Origin of the sequence: Stenotrophomonas daejeonensis (assembly GCF_001431505.1) — a bacterium.
GTDB classification, from domain to species: Bacteria; Pseudomonadota; Gammaproteobacteria; order Xanthomonadales; family Xanthomonadaceae; genus Stenotrophomonas; species Stenotrophomonas daejeonensis.
The window spans coordinates 1-23,404 of sequence record NZ_LDJP01000069.1; the positions used below are offsets into that span (position 1 = coordinate 1).

The 23,404-nt window shown below is 68.5% G+C and carries 15 protein-coding genes; 9 read left to right on the forward strand and 6 right to left on the reverse strand.

The features are described from left to right. On the reverse strand, window positions 1-180 hold a 180-nt coding region (locus ABB34_RS11565), incomplete at its 3' end, for an isocitrate/isopropylmalate family dehydrogenase (RefSeq protein WP_245625443.1). Between the two features lie 409 nt (window positions 181-589). On the opposite strand from ABB34_RS11565, the gene hglS reads away from it, so the two are divergent. Continuing rightward, the gene (gene hglS / locus ABB34_RS11570; protein ID WP_057641484.1) at window positions 590-1,948 is read left to right on the forward strand and encodes a 2-oxoadipate dioxygenase/decarboxylase HglS; all 1,359 of its coding nucleotides are present in this window, start codon (window positions 590-592) and stop codon (window positions 1,946-1,948) included. A gap of 812 nt (window positions 1,949-2,760) precedes the next feature. Here hglS and ABB34_RS11575 read toward each other — a convergent pair. The 3 genes from ABB34_RS11575 to ABB34_RS11585 form a co-directional block, all read right to left on the reverse strand. Beyond that, the gene (locus ABB34_RS11575; RefSeq protein WP_057641485.1) at window positions 2,761-5,880 is read right to left on the reverse strand and encodes an efflux RND transporter permease subunit; all 3,120 of its coding nucleotides are present in this window, start codon (window positions 5,878-5,880) and stop codon (window positions 2,761-2,763) included. Between the two features lie 10 nt (window positions 5,881-5,890). After that, window positions 5,891-9,115 (reverse strand): efflux RND transporter permease subunit, encoded by a 3,225-nt coding sequence (locus tag ABB34_RS11580; protein ID WP_057641486.1) that lies wholly within the window; start codon window positions 9,113-9,115, stop codon window positions 5,891-5,893. A gap of 125 nt (window positions 9,116-9,240) precedes the next feature. Then, window positions 9,241-10,449: an efflux RND transporter periplasmic adaptor subunit gene (locus ABB34_RS11585; protein ID WP_057641487.1), complete on the reverse strand. Its 1,209-nt coding sequence runs from the start codon at window positions 10,447-10,449 to the stop codon at window positions 9,241-9,243. Window positions 10,450-10,753: 304 nt separating this feature from the next. Between ABB34_RS11585 and queF the strand changes: the two genes are divergently transcribed. The 5 genes from queF to aceK all read left to right on the forward strand — a co-directional run bounded on the left by queF (window position 10,754) and on the right by aceK (window position 17,183). Beyond that, the gene (gene queF / locus ABB34_RS11590; protein WP_057641488.1) at window positions 10,754-11,563 is read left to right on the forward strand and encodes an NADPH-dependent 7-cyano-7-deazaguanine reductase QueF; all 810 of its coding nucleotides are present in this window, start codon (window positions 10,754-10,756) and stop codon (window positions 11,561-11,563) included. Between the two features lie 98 nt (window positions 11,564-11,661). Continuing rightward, window positions 11,662-11,961: a LysM peptidoglycan-binding domain-containing protein gene (locus tag ABB34_RS11595; protein WP_057641489.1), complete on the forward strand. Its 300-nt coding sequence runs from the start codon at window positions 11,662-11,664 to the stop codon at window positions 11,959-11,961. Between the two features lie 70 nt (window positions 11,962-12,031). Then, window positions 12,032-12,508: a hypothetical protein gene (locus ABB34_RS11600; RefSeq protein ID WP_057641490.1), complete on the forward strand. Its 477-nt coding sequence runs from the start codon at window positions 12,032-12,034 to the stop codon at window positions 12,506-12,508. Between the two features lie 428 nt (window positions 12,509-12,936). Next, window positions 12,937-15,162: an NADP-dependent isocitrate dehydrogenase gene (locus tag ABB34_RS11605; RefSeq protein WP_057641491.1), complete on the forward strand. Its 2,226-nt coding sequence runs from the start codon at window positions 12,937-12,939 to the stop codon at window positions 15,160-15,162. A 308-nt stretch (window positions 15,163-15,470) separates the two neighbouring features. Then, window positions 15,471-17,183 (forward strand): bifunctional isocitrate dehydrogenase kinase/phosphatase, encoded by a 1,713-nt coding sequence (aceK, locus tag ABB34_RS11610; RefSeq protein ID WP_057641492.1) that lies wholly within the window; start codon window positions 15,471-15,473, stop codon window positions 17,181-17,183. 146 nt (window positions 17,184-17,329) lie between these two features. Here aceK and rho read toward each other — a convergent pair whose 3' ends face one another. Together rho and trxA are read right to left on the reverse strand one after the other, a co-directional pair. Next, window positions 17,330-19,066, reverse strand: coding sequence for a transcription termination factor Rho (gene rho, locus ABB34_RS11615; RefSeq protein WP_057641493.1), 1,737 nt, complete (start codon window positions 19,064-19,066; stop codon window positions 17,330-17,332). A 221-nt stretch (window positions 19,067-19,287) separates the two neighbouring features. Next, window positions 19,288-19,617, reverse strand: coding sequence for a thioredoxin TrxA (trxA, locus tag ABB34_RS11620; protein WP_057641494.1), 330 nt, complete (start codon window positions 19,615-19,617; stop codon window positions 19,288-19,290). Between the two features lie 199 nt (window positions 19,618-19,816). Between trxA and rhlB the strand changes: the two genes are divergently transcribed. From rhlB to ftsX, 3 genes are all read left to right on the forward strand, one after another. Further along, complete coding sequence (gene rhlB, locus ABB34_RS11625) at window positions 19,817-21,496, forward strand: ATP-dependent RNA helicase RhlB (protein ID WP_057641505.1); 1,680 nt, start codon at window positions 19,817-19,819, stop codon at window positions 21,494-21,496. A 264-nt stretch (window positions 21,497-21,760) separates the two neighbouring features. After that, the gene (locus ABB34_RS11630; RefSeq protein ID WP_057641495.1) at window positions 21,761-22,447 is read left to right on the forward strand and encodes a cell division ATP-binding protein FtsE; all 687 of its coding nucleotides are present in this window, start codon (window positions 21,761-21,763) and stop codon (window positions 22,445-22,447) included. A 14-nt stretch (window positions 22,448-22,461) separates the two neighbouring features. Beyond that, on the forward strand, window positions 22,462-23,403 hold the full coding sequence (gene ftsX / locus ABB34_RS11635) for a permease-like cell division protein FtsX (protein WP_152979601.1): 942 nt from the start codon (window positions 22,462-22,464) through the stop codon (window positions 23,401-23,403). Window position 23,404: the final 1 nt, after the last annotated feature.

Genomic DNA, 23,404 nt, shown 5'->3' on the forward strand with positions numbered 1-23,404 from the left:
TGGCGTGGGGGCCGGCAGGTGTCTGCGGTGGTTGGGGAAGGCGAGTGCGGGGATGTCGTGCTCGCTGATGCTGAAGTCGGGGCCGAAACGGGTAGCAACGGGCTTGGGTACCTCGACGGCGACGGCGGTGATTTCCGGGCCGATGCCGTCACCCGGCAGTACGACGATGTTGGCTTGCATGGGGTCTTCCAGTGGTTTTGTTTTTGCTATTTGAAGCCCCTCTCCCATCGGGAGAGGGGTTGGGGTGAGGGGCGAGCGAAGTCGATGATGGTTGAACCATCTGGATTTCGCTTGCTCCCCATCCGCCCTTGCATGCCGCTCCTGCGGCATGCCCTTCGGGCCGGCTTCGCCGTCCGCTTCGGCATCCTGCCTGCGCGAGCGGGCACCTTCTCCCGAAGGGAGAAGCCTCCGTAGGTCGGGGTTACATCCCCGACACCGGGCGCTCCCGTATCCCGTGCGTCGGGGGCGTAGCCCCGACCCACCCGTTGCACGGGCCTCATTCTTCGGGGCCATTTCTCCGGAATGGCTGGAGACCCCGCATCCGGGCGAAAATGGCGGCTTTCCCGCCACCGCGCCCGCGCGCCCCGACATGACCGCCGACCGTTTCGTTTCGCCCGATCACATCCGCAGCCTGTTCTCGCAGTCGATGTCGCACATGTACCGCACCGAGGTGCCGCTGTACGGCACGCTGGTGGAACTGGTCGGCGAGATCAACGACCGCGTGCTGGACGACCAACCGCAACTGGCCGAGCGGATGCAGCGCAGCGGCGAGCGCGAGCGGCTGGACGTGGAGCGCCACGGCGCGATCCGCGTCGGCACCGCGCAGGAACTGGCCACGCTGCGGCGGCTGTTCGCGGTGATGGGCATGCAGCCGGTGGGCTACTACGACCTGTCGGTGGCCGGCGTGCCGGTGCACTCCACTGCGTTCCGCCCGGTCGATGGCGAAGCACTGATGCGCAACCCGTTCCGCGTGTTCACTTCGCTGCTGCGGCTGGAGCTGATCGAGGACGAGGCGCTGCGCGCGCAGGCGGCCGACATTCTTTCCCGCCGCAACATCTTCACCCCCGGCGCATTGCAACTGATCGCGCAGTGCGAGCGCGATGGTGGATTGAGCGAAGAGGACGCCTGGCGCTTCGTGGTCGAGGCGCTGGAAACCTTCCGTTGGCACAACGCCGCCACCGTGTCGCTGGACACCTACCATGCCCTGCACGCCGCGCACCGGCTGGTGGCCGACGTGGTCAGCTTCCGCGGCCCGCACATCAACCACCTGACCCCGCGCACGCTGGATATCGATGCGGCGCAGGCGGCGATGCATGCGCGCGGCATCGCCGCCAAGGCAGTGATCGAAGGCCCGCCGCGCCGCGCGTGCCCGATCCTGCTGCGCCAGACCAGCTTCAAGGCGCTGGAGGAACTGGTGCACTTCCCTTCGGGCGCGGACAACGCCGCCGGCACCCACACCGCGCGCTTCGGCGAGATCGAGCAGCGTGGCCTGGCCCTCACCCCGAAGGGCCGCGCGCTGTACGACACGCTGCTGGCGCAGGCGCGCGAGGGCGCGGGCAGCGCTGGCGACGATTACGCCCAGCGCCTGCAAGCGGCGTTCACGAGCTTCCCGGACGACCACACCACCCTGCGCCGCGAGGGGTTGGGCTACTACCGCCATGTGCTGACCGATGCCGGCCGTGCCGCGCCGGCCACCGAACGCGCACTGCCGGCAGAAGTGCTGATCGAGCGAGGATTGGCCACGGCCGAGCCGATCATCTACGAGGATTTCCTGCCGGTCAGCGCCGCGGGCATCTTCCAGTCCAACCTCGGTGGCGAGGAGCAGCGCGCCTATGCCGCCCGCGCCAACCGCGATGCGTTTGAGCAGGCACTGGGCGCGCCGGCAGCCGACGAGTTCGCGATCTACGAGCGCTTGCAGGCGCAGTCGCTGGCGCAGTTGGCGATGTGATTCGTGGTGGCAAGAGCCGTGCCGGGCAAGCCCGGCACCTACGAGGCTCTGCTGCCCCGTAGCAGCGGGGCTTGCCCCGCTGGCTGTTGCCTTGGCTTTGGCTGTTGCTTCGGCTTTTGACCTCCCTGCCCTAAAGCGAGCCGAGCACCGCAGCGGGACGGGGGGCGAAGAGGCGCACGTGTCTGAGCGCAGCGAGTTGTGCGCCGTCCCCCCGGCCCGCGAGGAGCGCAGGGGACCGATGCGGCGCAGCCGCATCGGCTCGCGTCCCGGCTGTGCTTTCTTTTGGTTACTTTTCTTTGCACAAGCAAAGAGGCGCTTTTTCAACAGCCGAATGGCTGGTCAAAGTGACTCGCTCCTGCGAAGCAGGAGTGAAAGCTCTGCTTTCAAGCTCCGGCTTTGATTCTTGCCGCTGCTTCTCCTCGTTTGGGAAAACAATCAATGGCAAAGGCTTTCGCTCCCCTTTCGGGAAGCGAGTTACTTCTCTTTGCTTGTGCAAAGAGAAGGTAACCAAGAGAAGCGCTTTCCAACAGCCGAATGGCTGGTCAAGCACGCCCTGCCTCCGCGCCCACGGCACTACGTGCCGCGGGTCCACTCCGCCGACGGGATTTTTCGACGAGACATCCCTGTCTCGTCGAAAAACGACGTGCATCCATGCACGTCGCCCCTTTCGGGGTCTTGTCCGTCGGCTCCGTCGCTGCGGAAGGGAACCCGGAAAATCAAAAGCGCAGGAGCAAAAGCAAAATCACTGGCAACGGCAACGGCAACGGCAACGGCAACGGCAACAGCAACAGCCAGCGGGGCGAGCCCCGCTGCTACGGGGTGGCCCGGGTGGTGCGTTGCTGGCGGTGTGCCCTGCGCCGCGCCCGCCAGCCGCGCCAATGCTGCTGCAGGCACGAGAAGATCACGTACAGCGCCGGCGTGCTCAGCAGCGTCAGGCTCTGCGAGATCAGCAGGCCGCCGATCATCGCGATGCCCAGCGGGCGCCGCAGCTCCGAACCCTCGCCCAGCCCGATCGCCAGCGGCAGCGCCGCCAGGATCGCCACCATCGTGGTCATCATGATCGGGCGGAAACGCACGATGCTGGCCTCGCGCACCGCCTCGGCCGGGCTCTTGCCGTGCTCGCGCTGCGCCACCAGCGCGAAGTCGATCATCATGATCGCGTTCTTCTTGACGATGCCGATCAGCAGCACCAGCGCGATCATCGAGATCACCGACAGGTCGGTGCCGGTCATCCACAGCGCCAGCAGCGCGCCCATGCCCGCGGCCGGCAGCGTGGACAGGATCGTCACCGGGTGCACCAGGTTCTCGTAGAGCATGCCCAGCACGATATAGACCGTGGCGATGGCGGCGATGACCAGCATCAGCATCGAAGTCGGGTCCAGCGCCTGGCGGAAGCCGCCGGGGGCGGCCTGGCGGATGTCGCCGGGCATGCGCAGGCCCTCGATCACCGACTTGACGATGGCATCGCCCTCGCCGCTGCTCACGCCCGGGGCGAGGTTGTAGCTCAGGTCCATCACCGTGTACTGGTTCTGGTGGGTCACCTGCGACGGCGCCAGCCCCGGCTCCTGGTGGGCGAAGGCGGTCAGCGGCACCATCTGCCCGCTGCTGGAGGCCACGTACAGGTCCTCGATGGCGGCGGGGCTGCCGGTCTGCCCCGGCAGCGCGTTGACCACCACGCCGTACTGGTTGAGGTCGGCGTAGATGGTGGAAATCTGCCGCTGGCCGAAGGCGCCGTACAGCGCGCCGTCGACCGCGCCGATGCTCACGCCCAGCCGCGAGGCCTTGTCGCGGTCGATGACGATCTTCTGCATCAGCCCGCCCTTGTCCACGTCCGAGCCGACGTCGCGCAGCTTCGGGTTCTGCTTCAGCGCGGCCACCACCTTCGGCAGCCATTCGGCCAGCTGCTCGCCGTCGTTGCCTTGCAGGGTGACGCGGTTCTGCGCGCCCTGGCCGCCACCGCCGCCATCGGAGGGCAGGTCCTGGATCGCGCGCAGGCGCACGTCGAGGTCGGGGAACTGCGCGGCCTTGGCGCTCAGCCGCGCGACCACCGTGCCGGTCGGTTCGCGGCGGCCCTCGGCCACGGTCTTCAGCTCGATGTTGAACTGCGCGCTGCTGCCCTGGCGGCCGGCGCCGAGCCGGGTGCCGACCATCTTCACCGCCGGGTCGGCCAGCATCATGTCGCTCAGCCGGCGCTGGCGCTCGCTCATTTCCGCGAACGAAACGGTGGCCGCGGAACTGGCGCGGCCCCAGATCAGGCCGGTGTCCTGCTCGGGGAAACTGCCCTTGCCGACCGCACCGGCGAGGTAGAAGGTGGCCACGATCAGCAGCAGCGGGGTCAGTGCCAGCAGCAGCGCGTGGCGCAGCGAGAAATCCAGCGCCACGGTGTAGGCGCGGAGCATGCCTGCGTGCGCGCGGTCGAGCAGCCGGTGCAGGCGCGATTCGCGCACGTGCGCCTCGTGCGGTTGCAGGAAGCGCGCGCACAGCGCCGGGGTCAGGGTCAGCGAGACGACGGCCGAGACCATGATCGCGGCCACCAGCGTCAGCGTGAACTCGCGGAAGAACGCGCCGAGCATGCCCTGGGCGAAGATGATCGGCAGGAACACCGCGACCAGCGAGGCGGTGATCGAGACGATGGTGAAGCCGATCTCGCGCGCGCCGGCCATCGCCGCCTGTAGCCGCGATTGGCCGGCGTCGAGGTGGCGCATGATGTTCTCGATCACCACGATGGCGTCGTCGACGACAAAGCCAATGGCGATCACCAGCGCCAGCAGGGTCAGGTTGTTGAGGGTGAAGCCCAGCGCGGTCATCACCAGCGCCGCGCCGGCCAGCGACAGCGGCACGGTGACCGCGGCGATCAGCGTCGGCGCCAGCCGGCGCAGGAACAGCGCCATGGTCAGCACCACCATCGCCAGGCTGATCATCAGCGTGATCTGCACCTCGGCCAGCGAGGCGCGGATGGTCGGGGTGCGGTCGAAGTAGGGCGTGAGCATGGTGCCGGCGTCGAGGTAGCCGGACAGCGCGGGAATGGCCGCCTTGACCCGGTCGACCGTCGCCACCAGGTTGTCGCCGCCGCGCAGGTACACGTACATCAGCACGCCGCGCTGGCCGTTGAACCACGCTGCCTGGAACGCGTCCTGCTGGCCGTCGTAGACGCTGGCGATGTCCCGCAGCCGCACCACCGCGCCGTCGTGGCTGGCGATGGCGATGTTGGCGAAGTCGGCGGCCTTGCGCACCTGGTCGTTGAGGACGATGGCGGTCTGGCTGCGGCCGTCGTCGAGGAAGCCCAGCGGCGAGGCGACGTTGGCCGCGCGCATGGCGTTGCGCAGGTCGTCCGGGCTCAGCCCCAGCGCAGTCATCGCGCGCAGGTTGAGGTCCACCCGCACCGCCGGCGTGGAGGCGCCGGCGATGTCCACCTGCGACACCCCGGGCAGCTGCCGCAGGCGCTGCGCCAGCAGCGAGTCGGCCAGGTTGTACAACTCGGCCACCGACTGCGTGTCCGAGGTCAGCGCCAGCGCGATCACCGGGTCGTCGTTGGGGTTGGCCTTCTGGTAGGTGGGCGTGCCGATGCCGGCCGGCAGGTCGGCCATCGCCGCGTTGATCGCGGCCTGCACGTCCTGCGCCGCCGAATCGATGTCGCGGCTGGTGTCGAACATCAGGAACACCATGCTGCGGCCGTCGCTGCTGCTGGAACGCATGATGCCGATGCCCGGCACCTGGCCGAGGTGGCGCTCCAGCGGCGCGGTGACGGTGGCAGCCATCGTGTTGGCGTCGGCGCCGATGTTGCTGGCCTGCACGAAGATCACCGGGATGGTCAGGTTCGGCAGCGCGGCCACGCCCAGGCGCAGGTAGCAGAGCAGGCCGGCGAAGAACAGGCCGATGGCCAGCAGGCTGATGCCGATCGGGCGCTTGATGAAGGGCGCGGAGAGGTTCATGCCGTGTGCCTCAGCGGGCCGCGTGCAGGCGCGCCGCGGCACGCTGCTCGCGGCGCCGCGCGGCCCATCCGGAGAACCGCTCGAAGTACAGGTAGATCACCGGCGTGGTGTACAGCGTCACCAGCTGCGACAGCAGCAGGCCGCCGACGATGGCCACGCCCAGCGGTCGCCGCAGCTCCGAGCCGATGCCGGTGCCCAGCGCCAGCGGCAGCGCGCCGAGCATGGCCGCGGCGGTGGTCATCATGATCGGGCGGAAGCGCAGCAGGCAGGCGCGGCGGATCGCGTCGAAGGCGTTCATGCCGGCGCGCTGCGCGTCCAGCGCGAAGTCGATCATCATGATCGCGTTCTTCTTGACGATGCCAATCAGCAGCACGATGCCGACGATGCCGTCCACCGACAGGCTCATGCCGCACAGGTACAGCGCCAGCAGCGCGCCGACCCCGGCCGGCGGCAGCGTGGAGATGATGGTCAGCGGGTGGATCCAGCTCTCGTAGAGCACGCCCAGCACGATGTAGATCACCGCGATGGCCGCCAGCAGCAGCATCACCACGTCGCCCTGGCTGCTGGAGAACTCGGCGGCGGTGCCGATGAACTGCGCCTGCATCTGCTCGGGCAGCTGCAGCGCGGCCACCGCCTCGTTGATCGCCGCCACGCCCTCGGACAGCGAATAGCCGGGCGCGAGGTTGAAGGAGATCGTCGCCGACGGCAGCTGCTGCTGGTGGCTGACGATCAGCGGCGCGGTGCCCGGCGTGGCGCTGGCAATCGCCGACAGCGGGATGCTGCCGCCGGCGCCCAGCGCGATGCCGGTATTGGCGTTGCCGATGCCGGTGGCGGTGGAGGAGTTGCTCGACGTCACCTGGCCCAGCGTGGTGGCGTTGCTGCCGGTCAGCGCGCCGCTGCCGTTGCTGCCGATCGCCAGCTGGTTCATCAGCGCGTCGGAGGTGCGGAATTCCGGCGCCACCTCCAGCACCACGCGGTACTGGTTGAGCTGGGTGAAGATGGTCGAGATCTGGCGCTGGCCGTAGGCGTCGTACAGGGTGTCGTCGATGGTCTGCATCGGCACGCCGTAGCGGCTGGCCTTGTCGCGGTCCACCTCCACGTGCAGGGCGCGGCCGTGGTTGGCGAGGTTGTTGTCGACGTCGGCCAGCGCCGGCAGGCGGCGCAGCGCGTCGGTGACGCGCGCGGTCTGCTCGGCCAGCTCGGCGCCGTCCATGTCCGACAGCGAGAACTGGTAGGCGGTGGCGGCCACGCGCGTGTCCAGGGTCACGTCCTGCACCGGCTTCAGGTACAACGCGATGCCGGGGATGTGCGCGGCGGCGGCCTGCAGCCGCGGCAGGATGGCGTCGAGGCTGCCACGCTCGCCGCGGTCCTTGAGCACGATGCTGAGCTGGCCCTGGTTGAGCGTGGGGTTCATCGTGCCGGCGCCGATGTAGGCGGCCACGCCGCTGACCGCCTCGTCGTGGCGCAGGGCCTCGGCCACGGCGCGGGTGCGCTGCTGCATCTGCTCGAAGGCCACGTTCTGGTCGGCGATCACCACGCCGGTGACCATGCCGGTGTCCTGGTCGGGCAGCAGGCCCTTGGGAATGGCGATGTACAGCAGCACGGTCAGCGCCACCGAGCCCAGCGCGATGCCCAGGGTCAGGCGCTGGTGGCGCAGCACCCAGTCCAGGCTGTGCTCGTAGAGGTGCACCAGCCTCGACCACGCCGTGGTCTTGCCCTGCGCGGCGGCCCGCTCGTGGGCATCGTCGCCCTCGGGCAGCGCGTCGGGCTTGAGCAGGTAGGCGCACATCATCGGGGTCAGCGTCAGCGAGATCAGCATCGAGATCGACACCGCGATCGTCAGCACCCACGCGAACTCGTGGAACAGGCGGCCGGTGACGCCCGGCATCAGGATCAGCGGCAGGAACACCGCGATCAGCGACACCGTCAGCGACAAGACGGTGAAACCAATCTCCTTCGCGCCGGTCTCGGCCGCTTCCTGGCCGTCCTTGCCCTGCTCGATGTAGCGCACGATGTTCTCGATCATCACGATCGCATCGTCGACCACGAAGCCGGTGGCCACGGTCAGTGCCATCAGCGACAGGTTGTCCAGCGACATGCCGGCGAAGGCCATCACCCCGAAGGTGCCCAGCAACGACAGCGGCACCGCCACCGACGGGATCACCGTCGCCCACAGCCGGCGCAGGAACACGAAGATCACCGCGACCACCAGGCAGATGGTCAGGATCAGGGTGAACTGCACGTCGTGCACCGAGGCACGGATGGTGACGGTGCGGTCGGAGAACACGTCCAGCTTCACGTCGGCCGGCAGCATGGCCTGCAGGCCGGGCAGGATCTGGCGGATGTTCTGCACGGTCTTGACGATGTTGGCGCCGGGCTGGCGCCGCACTTCCAGCAGTACCGCCGGCTTGCCGTCGGCCCAGGCGGCGATCTGGTCGTTCTCCACCCCGTCGACCACCTTGGCGACGTCGCGCAGCCGCACCGGCGCGCCGTTCTGGTAGCGCACGATGACGTCGTTGTAGGCCGCCGCGTCGTCGAGCTGGTCGTTGGTGGACAGCGTGTAGCTCTGGGTCTTGCCGTTGAGCGAGCCCTTGGGCGCGTTGACATTGGCCTGGGTCAGCGCGCTGCGCAGCGCTTCCAGGGTCATGCCCATGTTCGCCAGCTGCGCCGGGTTGGCCTGGATGCGCACCGCGGGGCGCACGTTGCCGGCGATCGACACCAGCCCCACGCCGTCGATCTGCGACAGGCGCTGGGCCAGCAGCGAGTCGGCTAGGTCGTTGACCTCGCGCAGCGGGCGCGTGTCCGAGGCCAGCTTCAGGGTCAGGATCGGCGCGTCGGCCGGGTTCACCCGGTTGTAGGCCGGCTGGTAGGGCAGCGAGCCGGGCAGGGTGGCCTGGCGGATCGCCGCCTGCACGTCCTGCGCGGCGGTGTCGATGTCGCGCTCCATCGAGAACTGCAGCACGATGCTGGACAGCCCGGCCGAGGAGTCGGAGGTCATCAGGTCCAGCCCGGAGATCTGGCCCAGCTGCCGCTCCAGCGGCGTGGTCACCAGCGCGGCCATCGTCTGCGCGCTGGCGCCGGGGTACTGCGTGGTCACCACCAGGCTGGGCGCCTCGATCTCGGGCAGCGCCGCCACCGGCAGGCGCTGGTAGCCGAGGATGCCCAGCAGCGTCAGCCCGACCATCAGCAGCGAGGTGGCGATCGGGCGGCGGATGAAGAGAGTCGAAAAGCCCACGGTCGGTTCCTGGAATGAAGGGGAGTGCGCTTGGCTGCCGGATCAGGCCGTGCCGCGCGTGTCCTGCGGCCTGCCGGCGCCTGATTAGCGCCAAGTGTCAGTTTCAGATCAGGTGCCGGCGCGGCTCAACGCGGGCCGCGTCCGGCCCCGCGCCGCTGGCCGGCGGCCTTGAGCTGTTCCTCGCTCGGCGCCGGTGGTGCCTGGCCCGGCTGCAGCGGCGTGACCTTGATGCCCTCCTTCAGCCGGAACTGGCCCTCGGTGACCACCTTGTCGCCGGCCTGCAGGCCCTTGTCGATGACCACGTGGCCGTCGTCCACCTGCCCGCCCTGCACCACATCGCGCAGGGTCACAGTGTCGTCCGGCGTGACCAAGTAGACGAAATCGCCGGCGCTGCCGCGCTGCACGGCCTCGGCCGGCACCACCACCGAGTCGGGCAGCTCGCCCAGCTTCATCCGCACGTTGACGAACTGGCCCGGCCACAGCGCGCCGTCGGCATTGGCGAACTCGGCGCGCAGGCGGAAGGTGCCGCTGCTGCTGCTGATCTGGTTGTCCACCACCTGCAGCGTGCCGTCGGCATTGACCACCTCGCCGCCGGCGCGGTCGAGCGTGGCGGTCCGCAGCGGGCCGGCGGCCTGCGCGGCGCGCACCGCGTCCAGCTGCTGCTCGGGCAGGTTGAACAGCACGTGGATCGGCTGCAGCTGGGTGAGGGTGACCAGCGCGGTGCCGGCGGCGACCACGTTGCCCGGGTCCACCGCGCGGATGCCGGCCACGCCGTCGATCGGCGCGGTGATGCGGGTGTAGTCCAGCTGCACCTTGCTCTGCGCCATCGACGCTTGCGCCGCCGCCACCGCCGCCTGGTACTGCGCCACCTGGTTGCGCAGCGTGTCCAGGTCGGTCTGCGCCACGTACTGGCGGTAGGCCTCGGAATTGGAGCGCTCGTAGTTGGACTGCGCGGTGGCCAGCAGCGCTTGGTTCTGGCGCAGGCTGGCCGCCGCCTGGTCGTACTGGGCCTGGAACGTGCGCGGGTCGATCTGCGCGAGCAGCTCGCCCTTCTTCACCGCTTGGCCCTCGCGGAAGTTGACGCTGAGCAGCTGGCCGCCCACCTGCGGGCTGACCGTGACCGTGTTGTAGGCGCTTACCGTGCCCTGCGCGGTGACGTACACCGGCACCGTATCGCGCACGGCCGCGACCACCGTCACCGGCACCTGCGCGTCGCCCTGCTGCCCGCCCCAGCCTGCCTGCTTCTGCTTGCCGCCCCCCAGCACCCGGTAGCCGATGCCGGCCACGAGCAATACCGCGACGACCAGCAGCACGGTCTTCCAGAAACGTGACATGCGAAAACTCCTGAAACCTGGGGCGGAAAGGGAAGGCGGAAAGCATAGCGCCGGCCGGTGACGGCCAAGGCCATGACCGATGGGCCACGCACTGGGACCAATGTTGGTGGTGAACGTTCCACGGGGCCGTTGGTTGACCGGCCCGTTGGCTCTTCCCCATCGGGCGGGTGGGACTGCCGGTCCCGCTCCGCCCCGCGGTCGCTCTTGCGTGGTGGTTTCTCCCGGGAGGATCGGCTCGCCGTCCATCTACCCGTTGGTCATCCACGAATCCGCGGTTCAAGCGGACGCACATACAATGTCGCCCATGAACACCCCCCAGGATTCCAGCCTCGGCCGCGAGGTCGCCTACCCCTCGCAGTACGACCCCGGCCTGCTGTTCCCCATTCCCCGCGCCGCGGCCCGGGCCGAGATCGGCATCGATGGCGGGTTGCCGTTCGCCGGGGACGACCGCTGGCACGCCTACGAACTGGGCTGGCTGGACGGGCGCGGCAAGCCGTGCGTGGGCACCGCCACCCTGCATGTGCCCTGCGACTCGCCGAACCTGATCGAATCCAAGTCGCTCAAGCTCTACCTCAACTCGCTCAATGCCACCCGCTTCGACAGTGCCGATGCGGCATGGGCCCGCATCGCCGCCGATCTTTCCGCCTGCGCCGGGGCCACCGTGCGGGTCGAGCCCGGCCTGCCGCCGGTGGCCGGTGCCGGTGGGGAGTCGATCGACGCGCTGGAGGTGGACATCGACTGCTACGGCCCGCCGGACGCCGGGTTCCTCGTCGCCGATGCCGACACCCCGGTCACCGAGATGCTGGTGTCGGAGCTGCTCAAGTCCAATTGCCCGGTCACCGGCCAGCCGGACTGGGCCAGCGTCGGCATCCGCTACCACGGCCCGCGCATCGACCGCGCCGGCCTGCTGCGCTACCTGGTCAGTTACCGCGACCATGCCGAATTCCACGAGCAGTGCGTGGAGCGCATCTTCCTCGACCTGTCGCGGCACTGCCGCTGCCACTGGCTGGAAGTGGAAGCGCGCTACACCCGCCGCGGTGGGCTCGACATCAACCCGCGCCGCACCACGCTGGGCCAGCCGGCCAATGCGGCATTCCGTGACGCGCGCCAATAAGTTTTTCGCGGACATACGCCGGCTTTACACCGCAGCGATGAATCCTTAACAGGCAGCGTGCAATCGTGGGTCCCAGTCAAGAAGCGCAGGTGGCTTGGATGGGTACCGACAAGAAGGCCGATTTCTCGGGCGTGACCTCCACCGTGGACAGCACCGCCGAGGTCGTGCCCAAGGCGGATTTCTCAGGCGTCACCGCCACGGTGGACAGCACCGCGGAGATCGTGGGCGGGCAGCAGTACACCGTGCAGAAGGGCGACAACCTGTCGAAGATCGCCAAGGCGCAGTTGGGCGACGCCAACGCGTGGAAGCGGATCTTCGAGGCCAACCGCGACGTCCTCGACAACCCGGACAGGATATTCCCCGGGCAGGTGCTGAAGATTCCGCCACGCCAGGCCTGACCGTCCGCATCCGTTCCAGTGCGCACTTCACCGTCGTGCGCTTCCCCCAATACACGTTAGGGAGCACCCCATGAAGAAGACTTCGTTCGGCAATGTCCTGTTGGTCGCCGCCATCGGCGCCGTCGCCCTGGTCGGCTGCAAGAAGCAGGAACCCGCGCCGGCCCCGGCGCCCGAGGCCAGCATGCCGGCCCCGGTCAACGAGCCGGCCCCGGCGGCTTCGGCGCTCAGCGTCACCTCGGTCAGCGTCGGCAATGCGGCGGCGGCCGACAAGACCGTGGCGCCGTTGGCGACGCTGGGCGCCAAGGACAAGATCATCGTCTCGGTGAAGACCGACGGCACCGCCAGCAATGCGACCGTGGCCGCCAGGCTTACCTACCAGGACGGCCAGGTGGCCGGTGAGCAGAACGCCATGCTCAACACCGAAGGTGCCGAGACGACCAACCTTGAGTTCAGCAATACCAACGACTGGCCGACCGGCAAGTACCGCGCGGAAGTGACGTTGGACGGCCAGCCGGCCGGCATGGCCCAGGAGTTTGAAGTCAAGTAGGCGGCTTCCACCTGCCGTCCCTCTCTCCCGGCAGGTGTAGGGCACGGGCGCAGTCGCAAGGCTGCGCCTTTTTTTGTGTGCAGAAACCGGTGGAAACAAGCTGCGGGAGCGGCCTTTGGTTGATAGTGCCGGCCGTTGGCCGGCATCTGCATGAATGTTGGTAGTGCGAGGTTGCCGGCCAACGGGCGGCACTATCGGCCAGTGCGCAACAAGCCCCACGGCGCTGCGCGCCGCCGCCACGACCAACGGTCGGGCGCTACCGTGTCATGCGTGGTGAGCCTGATTCCCACTACATGAAGGAACACCATAAGCACGCCACCGCAGCCCATCCCGCAAAACCGTACTTATGCGTTTTGCCCGGACCGGGGCAACGCGCGACAATACGCTGCTGACTTTCCAGCCTTTACTTCCGACGGAAACCATCCCCCATGTCCGATACGCCGAAGATCATCTACACGCTCACCGACGAAGCCCCGTTCCTGGCGACGCAGTCGCTGCTGCCGATCATCGACGCGTACGCCACCACCGCCGGCATCGCGGTGGAGACCCGCGACATCTCGCTGTCCGGCCGCATCCTGTCGCAGTTCCCGGACTACCTGGAAGATGCGCAGAAGATCAGCGACGACCTGGCCGAGCTGGGTGAACTGGCGACGAAGCCGGAAGCCAACATCATCAAGCTGCCGAACATCAGCGCCTCGGTGCCGCAGCTAAAGGCCGCGATCAAGGAGCTGCAGGACCAAGGCTACGCGCTGCCGAATTACCCGGATGCGCCGACCGACGACGTCTCGCGCGACATCAAGGCGCGCTACGACAAGGTCAAGGGCAGCGCGGTGAACCCGGTGCTGCGCGAAGGCAACTCCGACCGCCGCGCGCCGCTGTCGGTGAAGAACTACGCCCGCAAGCACCCGCACCGCATGGGCGCGTGGAGCGGCGATTCGAAGTCGCACGTCGCGCACATGGACGGTGGTGATTTCTACGGCAGCGAGAAGTCGGCCACGCTCGCCAGCGCAGGCAACCTGAAGATCGAACTGGTGCAGGACGACGGCCAGACCGTCGTGCTGAAGGAAAAGACCGCGGTGAAGGCCGGCGAGATCGTCGATGCCTCGGTGATGTCGCGCCGCGCGCTGGCATCCTTCATCGCCGCGCAGATCGCCGATGCGCGCGCGCAGGGCGTGCTGTTCTCGGTGCACCTGAAGGCGACGATGATGAAGGTCTCCGACCCGATCATGTTCGGCGTGGTGGTCGAGGAGTTCTACAAGGATGTGCTGGGCAAGTACGCCGCCGAACTCAAGCAGGCCGGCTTCGACCCGAACAACGGCATCGGCGACCTGTACGCGCGCCTGCCGTCGCTGCCGGAGGCCACGCAGGAAGCGATCAAGGCCGACATCGCCGCCGAATACGGCAAGCGCCCGGCGGTGGCGATGGTCAATTCCGACAAGGGCATCACCAACCTGCACGTGCCCAGCGATGTGATCGTCGACGCCTCGATGCCGGCGATGATCCGCGACAGCGGCCGCATGTGGAATGCCGAGGGCAAGCTGCAGGACACCAAGGCAGTGATCCCCGACCGCTGCTATGCCGGTGTCTACCAGGCCGTCATCGAGGACTGCAAGGCCAACGGCGCGTTCGACCCGGCGACGATGGGCAGCGTGCCCAACGTCGGCCTGATGGCGCAGAAGGCCGAGGAATACGGCAGCCACGACAAGACCTTCCAGATCCCGGCCAACGGCGTCGTGCGCGTGACCGACGACGCCGGCAACGTGGTGTTCGAGCACAAGGTGGAAGCCGGCGACATCTGGCGCATGTGCCAGGCCAAGGACGCGCCGATCCAGGATTGGGTGAAGCTGGCCGTCTCGCGCGCGCGCCTGAGCAACACCCCGGCGGTGTTCTGGCTGGACAGCAACCGCGCCCATGACGCGCAGGTGATCGCCAAGGTCGAGCAGTACCTGAAGGACCACGACACCCATGGACTGGACATCCGCATCCTGTCGCCGGTGGAGGCCACGAAGTTCTCGCTGGAGCGCATCCGCAAGGGCCAGGACACCATTTCCGTCACCGGCAACGTGCTGCGCGACTACCTGACCGACCTGTTCCCGATCATGGAGCTGGGCACCAGCGCCAAGATGCTGTCCATCGTGCCGCTGATGGCCGGCGGCGGCCTGTTTGAAACCGGTGCCGGCGGCAGCGCGCCGAAGCATGTGCAGCAGTTCGTCGAAGAGGACTACCTGCGTTGGGATTCGCTGGGCGAGTTTCTCGCACTGGCCGCCTCGCTGGAACACCTCGCGCAGCGCTACGACAACACCGCCGCCGCGGTGCTGGCCAAGGCGCTGGACGAAGCCAACGGCACCTTCCTCGACAACGACCGCTCGCCGGGCCGCAAGCTCGGCACCATCGACAACCGCGGCAGCCACTTCTACATCGCCCTGTACTGGGCGCAGGCGCTGGCCGCGCAGGACGAGGACGCGGCGCTGAAGGCGAAGTTCGCACCGCTGGCCCAGGCGCTGGCCGACAATGAGCAGAAGATTGTTGAAGAACTGGTGGCGGTGCAGGGCAAGGCCGTGGACATCGGCGGCTACTACCGCCCGGACCTCGGCAAGACCGGCGAGGCAATGCGCCCGAGCGCCACGCTCAATGCTGCGCTCGCAGCGCTCTGATCGCAGCCTGCAAGGTGGTTTGGCCGAAACCCGCATTTGATTAGCGCGAGGTTTCAGTTTTAAAGCCCCTCTCCCTACGGGAGAGGGGGGGGGGTGAGGGGCAATGGAGTCCCGATGGTTCAAGCATCATGGACTCCGCTCGCCCCTCATCCGCCCTTCGGGCACCTTCTCCCGAGGGGAGAAGGGAAAAGCTGCGAGTCAGTTTCGATTGGGAACCCGCATTGCCCCCGCGATGCGGGTTTTCATTTGAGGCATGAGTTGGCCCCGGTGCGGTAGGGTGAAACCCGGCCCGACTCCCCGCATTGCCGATGCCCACCGACCTCGCCCACGCCATCGCCACCTGCATCCGCGACGGTTTCCTGGACTACCACGCCCGCTTCGCCGCGATCACCCGCCGCGCGCGGCAACGCTTCGAGCAACGCGACTGGACGGCGGCGCGCGACGATGCGGTCGAGCGCATCGAACTCTATGACCTGTGCATCGGCGAGTGCATGGCCCGCTTGCAGGCCATTGCCGGCGGTGCACCCAGCCGCGCGTTGTGGGTGCAAGTGCGCGCCACCTTCGCCACGCTGGTCGAAGGGCTGATCGACGGCGAACTGCACAAGACCTTCTACAACACCCTGACCCGGCGCCTGTTCGCTACCCGTGGCGTCGATGACGCCATCGAGTTCATGGCGATCGAGATCGAGCCGTCCGACGCCATCACCCACCCGGTCGCGCGCCACGTCTATACCGTGTCCGAGGCGCGCCCGGCCGATGCCTTCGAGCGCATGCTGGCCGACTACCGCTTCGATGTGCCATATCGGCACCGCCTGCGCTGCGCCGCCGCCATCGCGGTACGCCTGCAGGACGACCTCGCGCATTGGGGGCCGCATCCGGTACGCGCGATCGAGTTGCTGGAAACCGTGTTCTACCGCGAGCGCCGCGCTTATCTGGTCGGCCGCGTGTTCGGCGAGCATCGCTTCTCGCCGTGCGTGATCGCGCTGGTCAACGATGGCGATGGTTTGCGGGCCGAAGCAGTGCTGAGCCGCCGCCGCGATGTGGCGCATCTGTTCGGCGTTTCGCGCAGCTATTTCCAGGCCGATCTGCCCACCGTGGCCGACGCGGTGGTATTCCTGCGCAGCCTGCTGCCGGGCAAGCCTGTTGATGAAATCTACACCGTGCTCGGCCGTGCCAAGCAGGGCAAGACCGAGCGCTACCGCACCTTTTTCCGCCATTTCCAGCAACAGCCGAACGAGCGGCTGGTGCAGGCCGAGGGCACGACGGGCATGGTGATGGCGGTGTTCACCCTGCCCAGCTACCCGCTGGTGTTCAAGCTGATCCGCGATCATTTCGCATGGCCGAAAACCATGAGCCGGCAGGACGTGGAAGACCGCTACGCGCTGGTGTTCAACCTTGACCGCATCGGCCGCCTGCTCGACGCGCAACCCTACCGCCACCTGCGTTTTCCGCTGGCGCGCTTCGCCCCGGAGCTGCGTGAGGAATTGCTGGAGAGTTGCGCGCGCAGCGTGCATGTCGAAGGCGACGATCTGGTGATTTCGCTGTGCTACGTGCAGCGCCGCTTCCGCCCGTTGAACCTTTACCTGCGCGAACAGACCGCCGGGGCCGCGCGTGCGGCGGCGCTGGACTATGCGCAGGCCATTGCCGACATGGCACGCAACGACATTTTCCCCGGCGACATGCTGCTGAAGAACTTCGGCATCTCGCGTCATGGCCGTGCCGTGTTCTACGACTACGACGAGCTGTGCCGGGTCGGCGACTGCAACTTCCGCGACTGGCCGCAGCCGCGCGATGCCGAAGAAGCGATGGCCGCAGAACCGTGGTTCCACGTAGCGCCGAACGATGTGTTCCCCGAACGCTTCGGGTGGTTCATGGGCCTGCCGAAACCGCTGCTGGAAGCGGTGCGCGAAACCCACGGCGAACTGTTCGACCCGCACTGGTGGCGCGGCCTGCAGGCTGCCTTCGCGCGCGGCGAGTTTCCCGACAATCCGCCATATCCGCGCGCGCTGCGCCTGGCGTGACGCGGATGACCTCCGTAGGAGCGCACCTTGGTGCGCGATGGGGCCTTCCCAATAAAGCTTCATCGCGCACCAAGGTGCGCTCCTACAGGACGGGAACGAGAAAGCCCGGCATCGCCGGGCTTTCTCGTATCGAATGGCGCAGGAAATCAGCGCTTCATCGAATTGAAGAACTCGTCGTTGGACTTGGTGCTCTTCATCTTGTCGAGCAGGAACTCCATCGCCGCGATCTCGTCCATCGGGTGCAGCAGCTTGCGCAGGATCCAGATCTTCTGCAGCAGTTCCGGCTCGATCAGCAGGTCCTCGCGGCGGGTGCCGGAGCGGTTGATGTCGATGGCCGGGTAGACGCGCTTCTCGGTGATGCGGCGGTTCAGGTGCACTTCGCTGTTGCCGGTGCCCTTGAATTCCTCGTAGATCACCTCGTCCATCTTGCTGCCGGTTTCGACCAGCGCGGTGGCGATGATGGTCAGCGAGCCGCCTTCCTCGACGTTGCGCGCCGCGCCGAAGAAGCGCTTCGGGCGGTGCAGGGCGTTGGCGTCGACGCCGCCGGTCAGCACCTTGCCCGAGGACGGCACCACGTTGTTGTAGGCGCGCGCCAGGCGGGTGATCGAGTCGAGCAGGATCACCACGTCCTTCTTGTGCTCGACCAGGCGCTTGGCGCGCTCGATCACCATTTCGGCGACCTGCACGTGGCGCGCGGCCGGTTCGTCGAAGGTGGAGCTGACCACTTCGCCGCGCACGGTGCGCTGCATCTCGGTCACTTCCTCAGGGCGCTCGTCCACCAGCAGCACGATCAGGTGCACGTCCGGGTGGTTGTAGGTGATGGCGCTGGCGATCTGCTGCATCATCATCGTCTTGCCCGCCTTGGGCGGGGAGACGATCAGCGCGCGCTGGCCCTTGCCCTGCGGCGCCATCAGGTCGAGGATGCGGCCGGTGATGTCCTCGGTGGAGCCGTCGCCGCGCTCCAGGCGGAAGCGCTTGCGCGGGAACAGCGGGGTCAGGTTCTCGAACAGCACCTTGTTCTTCGACGCTTCGATCGGTTCACCGTTGATGGTGTCCACGATGTTCAGTGCGAAGTAGCGCTCGCCGTCCTTGGGGAAGCGGATGCGGCCGGCGATGTGGTCGCCGGTGCGCAGGTTGAAGCGGCGGATCTGGCTGGGCGAGATGTAGGTGTCGTCCGGGCCGGCCAGGTAGCTGGCCTCGGCCGCGCGCAGGAAGCCGAAGCCGTCCGGCAGGATCTCCAGCACGCCGTCGGCGGCCACGCCCTCGCCGTGGCGGGTCAGCACCTTCAGCAGCGCGAAGATCACGTCCTGCTTGCGCGCGCGCGCCACGCCCTCGTGGATGCTCAGCTGCTCGGCGATTTCCAGCAGCTTGTGCGCCGGCATCCGCTTCAGGTCGCTGAGCGAGTAGACCGGGAAGCCTTCGGGTACGTTCGGATGCGGGCGCGGCACGAAGGTCTCGTTGCCGTTGTCGCTGGGCAGGCCGTCGTCGCGGAAACGATCGCGGTTGCGGTCGCGGCGGTTGCGGAAGCGGTCGCGGCGGTTGCCCTGGCCTTGGCCCTGCGGGTTCTGCTGGCCTTGGCGCGGGTGGTTGTTGCCGTCGTTGCGCGGCTCGCCATTGTCCTGCCCGCCCTGGGCGGCGGCAGGCGCGGGCGAACGTTCGCCGGCATCGGTGTTCGGGGCGGCAGCCGGAGCGGCGGGCGCGTCTTCACGGGGTGCGGCGGGGGCCGGCGGCGTGGCCGGCAGCGGCAGCGCGGACTGGGCCGGCGCCGCGGCGGGAGCGGTGTCGCTGGTTTCGACGGCGGCCTTGGCGGCGCGCGGCTTGCGCACGCGCTTTTCGACGGGCGCGTCGGTGCTCCCGGTTTCGGAAGGAGTGTTCTCGGACAAGTGTTGATTCCTCTCGCTGATACGTGCGAGCGCCCTGTGCGGGCGGCGAACTGGTGGGAATGGGCCGGACGAGAACCCGGCCGGAGGGTGCGGCAGGCGAATGCTGCCGGACGAGCGACACTAACACCGCCGCGCGCAACGGCGCAAGGTGCCGGGAAACGCCTGTTGGGCCACGGTATGGCTGGCCCGGGGCCGGCGGCCGTGGCCGCCGGCGGGGAAGGTCAGGCCAGCGCCTTGTCGACCATCTGGCTCAGCTGGCCCTTGCCGACGGCGCCGATCTGGGTGGCCTGGATCTGGCCATCCTTGAACAGCAGCAGCATCGGGATCGAGCGCACGTGGTACTTGACCGCGGTGGCGCGGTTTTCGTCGACGTTGAGCTTGGCGATCTTCAATTTGCCGTCGTAGGCGTCGGCCAGCTCGTCGAGCACCGGGGAAATCATCTTGCACGGGCCGCACCATTCGGCCCAGAAGTCCACCAGCACCGGGGTGTCGGACTGCAGCACGGCGGCGTCGAAATCGGCATCGCCGACGTGTAGAACCTTGTCACTCACTTGATGAGTCTCCTGGGGCAATGCGACGGCCCATGCCGGGTTGGCCGCTGCATTGCGCTAAACTGGGGCATTGCGCGGACAGAAGGCCATTGCCTTGGCGTCGCGCGACCCGGCGCAGGGGCCGCAGTGTGCGACGGTGCCCGTATCGATGCAAGCCGCCTGGCCGCTCCCGGCCAGCCGGCACTACCAAGACTGGACGATGAGCGACAAACCGCTGACTGATGTGACTTTTTCCTCCTTCGAACTGCAACCGGCGCTGCTGGCCGGGCTGGAAGGAGCCGGATTCACCCGCTGTACCCCGATCCAGGCGTTGACCCTGCCGGTGGCCTTGCCCGGCGGCGACGTCGCCGGCCAGGCGCAGACCGGCACCGGCAAGACGCTGGCGTTCCTGGTGGCGGTGATCAACCGCCTGATGAGCCGCCCGGCGCTGGCCGACCGCAAGCCGGAAGACCCGCGCGCGCTGATCCTGGCGCCGACCCGCGAGCTGGCCATCCAGATCCACAAGGACGCGGTGAAGTTCGCCTCCGACCTGGGCCTGCGCTTCGCGCTGGTCTATGGCGGCGTGGACTACGACAAGCAGCGCGAACTGCTGCAGCAGGGCGTGGACGTGATCATCGCCACCCCCGGCCGCCTGATCGACTACGTCAAGCAGCACAAGGTCGTCAGCCTGCACGCCTGCGAGGTCTGCGTGCTGGACGAGGCCGACCGCATGTTCGACCTGGGCTTCATCAAGGACATCCGCTTCCTGCTGCGGCGCATGCCCGAGCGCACCACCCGGCAGACGTTGTTGTTCAGCGCCACCCTCAGCCACCGCGTGCTGGAGCTGGCCTACGAGCACATGAACGAGCCGCAGAAGCTGGTGGTGGAAACCGACAACATCACCGCCGACCGCGTGCGCCAGCGCATCTACTTCCCCGCCGACGAAGAGAAGCTGCCGCTGCTGCTGGGCCTGCTGTCGCGCAGCGAAGGCGCGCGCACGATGATCTTCGTCAACACCAAGGTGTTCGTCGAGCGCGTGGCGCGGGCGCTGGAGCGCGCCGGCTACCGGGTCGGCGTGCTCTCCGGCGACGTGCCGCAGAAGAAGCGCGAGAGCCTGCTCAACCGCTTCCAGAAGGGCCAGCTGGAAATCCTGGTCGCCACCGACGTGGCCGCGCGCGGCCTGCACATCGACGGCATCAAGTACGTCTACAACTACGACCTGCCGTTCGACGCCGAGGACTACGTGCACCGCATCGGCCGCACCGCGCGGCTGGGCGAGGAAGGCGACGCGATCAGCTTCGCCTGCGAGCGCTATGCGATGGGCCTGCCGGACATCGAGGCCTACATCGAGCAGAAGATCCCGGTCGAGCAGGTCACCAGCGAGCTGCTGGTCGCGCTGCCACGGCCGGAGCGTGCGCCGCTGCCGGAGGGCGAGGAAAACGAGAGCGTCGGCGCGATCTTCCGCGAGGCGCGCGAGCAGAAGGCCGCCGACGAGGCGCGCCGTGGCGGTGGCAGTGGTCGCGGCGGGCGTTCCGGCGGCGGGCATGGCGAGCGTCGCCGCGATGGCGGGGCGCGCAGTGGTGGCGAAGGCCGCGGCCGTGGCCCGCGCAAGCCGCGCGTGGAAGGCGAGGGCGCGCAGGCCAATGCCGCCGCAGCGCAGCCGGTGCAGCAGGCCAAGCCCGCTCAACAACCGCAGGCCGAAGGCGAGCGCGCACCGCGCAAGCGTCGTCGTCGTCGCCACGGCCGCCCGGTCGAGGGTGCCGAGGCCGCCGTGCAGGTGGTCGCCAACGGCAGCCCGGTGCAGGTGCAGGCCAAGCCGATGCGTGCGTCCGGCAACGACAGCGATTCGTTCCTGACCCGCCTGGGCCGCAAGATCCGCCGCATGCTCGCGGGCGATTGATCGCGGCAGTGCCGGCCGCTGGCCGGCAACCTCGCATCACCCGACCTTCTCGCAGATGTCGGCCAGCGGCCGGCACTACCGCGTCGATTCTTGATGCGGCTCCCGGTGGGTGCCGACCGTTGGTCGGCACGCATCCATCCGCGCGCAACCAATCCCCGGCATGTTGCGCCGCCGCCCGGCCAACGGTCGGGTGCCACCGGCGCGTGAAGCCGATCGTGCGCCGATGCGCCGCACCGCCGCCTTCGCCTCCGGCATAATCGGCGCATGAGCGTTCTGCGTTTCGACAATGTCAGCAAGCACTATGCGGGCGGCCACCAGGCGCTGGTGGACGTCAGCTTCGAGGTGGGCGCGGGCGAGATGCTGTTCGTCACCGGGCATTCCGGCGCCGGCAAGAGCACGCTGCTGAAGCTGATCCACCTGAGCGAGCGCCCGACCCGCGGCGCGGTGCTGTTCGGCCAGCGCAACCTGCTCAAGGTGCGCGGCGGCAAGGTGGCGCTGCATCGGCGCGAGGTCGGCGCGGTCCACCAGGACCACCGCCTGCTGACCGACCGCAGCATCGGCGAGAACGTGGCGCTGCCGCTGATCCTGCGCGGTGACCGCCGCGGCGACGTCGGCAAGCGTGTGCGCTCGGTGCTCGAACGCATGGGCCTGGGCCACCGCGAGAAGGCGCTGCCCACGCAGCTGTCGGCCGGCGAGCAGCAGCGCGTCGGCATCGCCCGCGCCATCGTCGCCGAGCCGAAGCTGCTGGTCGCCGACGAGCCCACCGGCAACCTCGACCCCACGCTGGCCGCGGAGATCATGGCCCTGTTCGCCGAGTTGCCCGGCCGCGGCACCAGCGTGCTGGTGGTCAGCCACGACCTGCCGCTGCTCAAGCGCATGCGCAAGCGAGTGCTGATCCTCGACCACGGGCGGTTGGTCGACGACATCTCGCCGCAGGACCTGGCCGAATGAGCAGGAAGGAAGCAATGCCCCGGAATGGCGAAGCCGCCGCACCGTCGTGGCTGGGCGCGTGGTTCGCCCACCACCTGCACAGCGTGGTGTTCAGCCTCGGCCGCGCGCTGCGCAAGCCGTGGGCGACGGCGCTGACCGTGGCGGTGATGGCGCTGGCGCTGGCGCTGCCGCTGGGGCTGTCGATCGCGCTGGACAACCTCAAGGTATTCACCGGCAGCGTGCAGCAGTCGCGCGACATCAGCCTGTTCCTGAAACCGGCGATCGACGGCGCCACCGCGCAGGACCTGGCCGCCAGCCTGCGCGCCCGCGACGACGTCGCCGGCGTGGTGCTGCGCACGCCGGAAGAGGGCCTGGCCGAACTGCGCCAGAGCGCGGGGCTGGGCGAAGCCATCGACGCGCTCGGCGAGAATCCGCTACCGAGCCTGCTGATCGTCACCCCGGCCGGCGATGACGACGCCGCACTCGCCAAGGCGCTGGAAGCCCTGCCGCAGGCCGACCTGGTGCAGCACGACGCCCTGTGGCGGCAGCGGCTGGACGCCTGGCTCGGCTTCGGCGCGCGGCTGGTGCAGGTGCTGTCGCTGCTGCTGGGGCTGGGCGCGGTGCTGGTGGTCGGCAATACCGTGCGCTTGGACATCCAGGCGCGGCGCGAGGAAATCGGCGTGCTGCAGCTGCTGGGCGCCAGCGACGGCTTCATCCGCCGCCCGTTCGTCTACCTCGGCGCGTGGTACGGGCTGGGTGCGGGCGTGCTGGCGCTGGCGCTGGTCGGCGCCTGCGGGCTGGCGCTGCGCGCGCCGCTGGCGGCGCTGTCGCGGAGCTACGGCAGCCCGTTCGTGCTGCATGGGCTGGACGCCCTGCATTCGGGTTTCGTGCTGCTGGGCACAGTGTTGCTGGGTTGGCTGGGGGCGTGGCTGGTGACCGGGCACTTCCTCAGGCAGACTCGCCCGACCGAAACCTGAG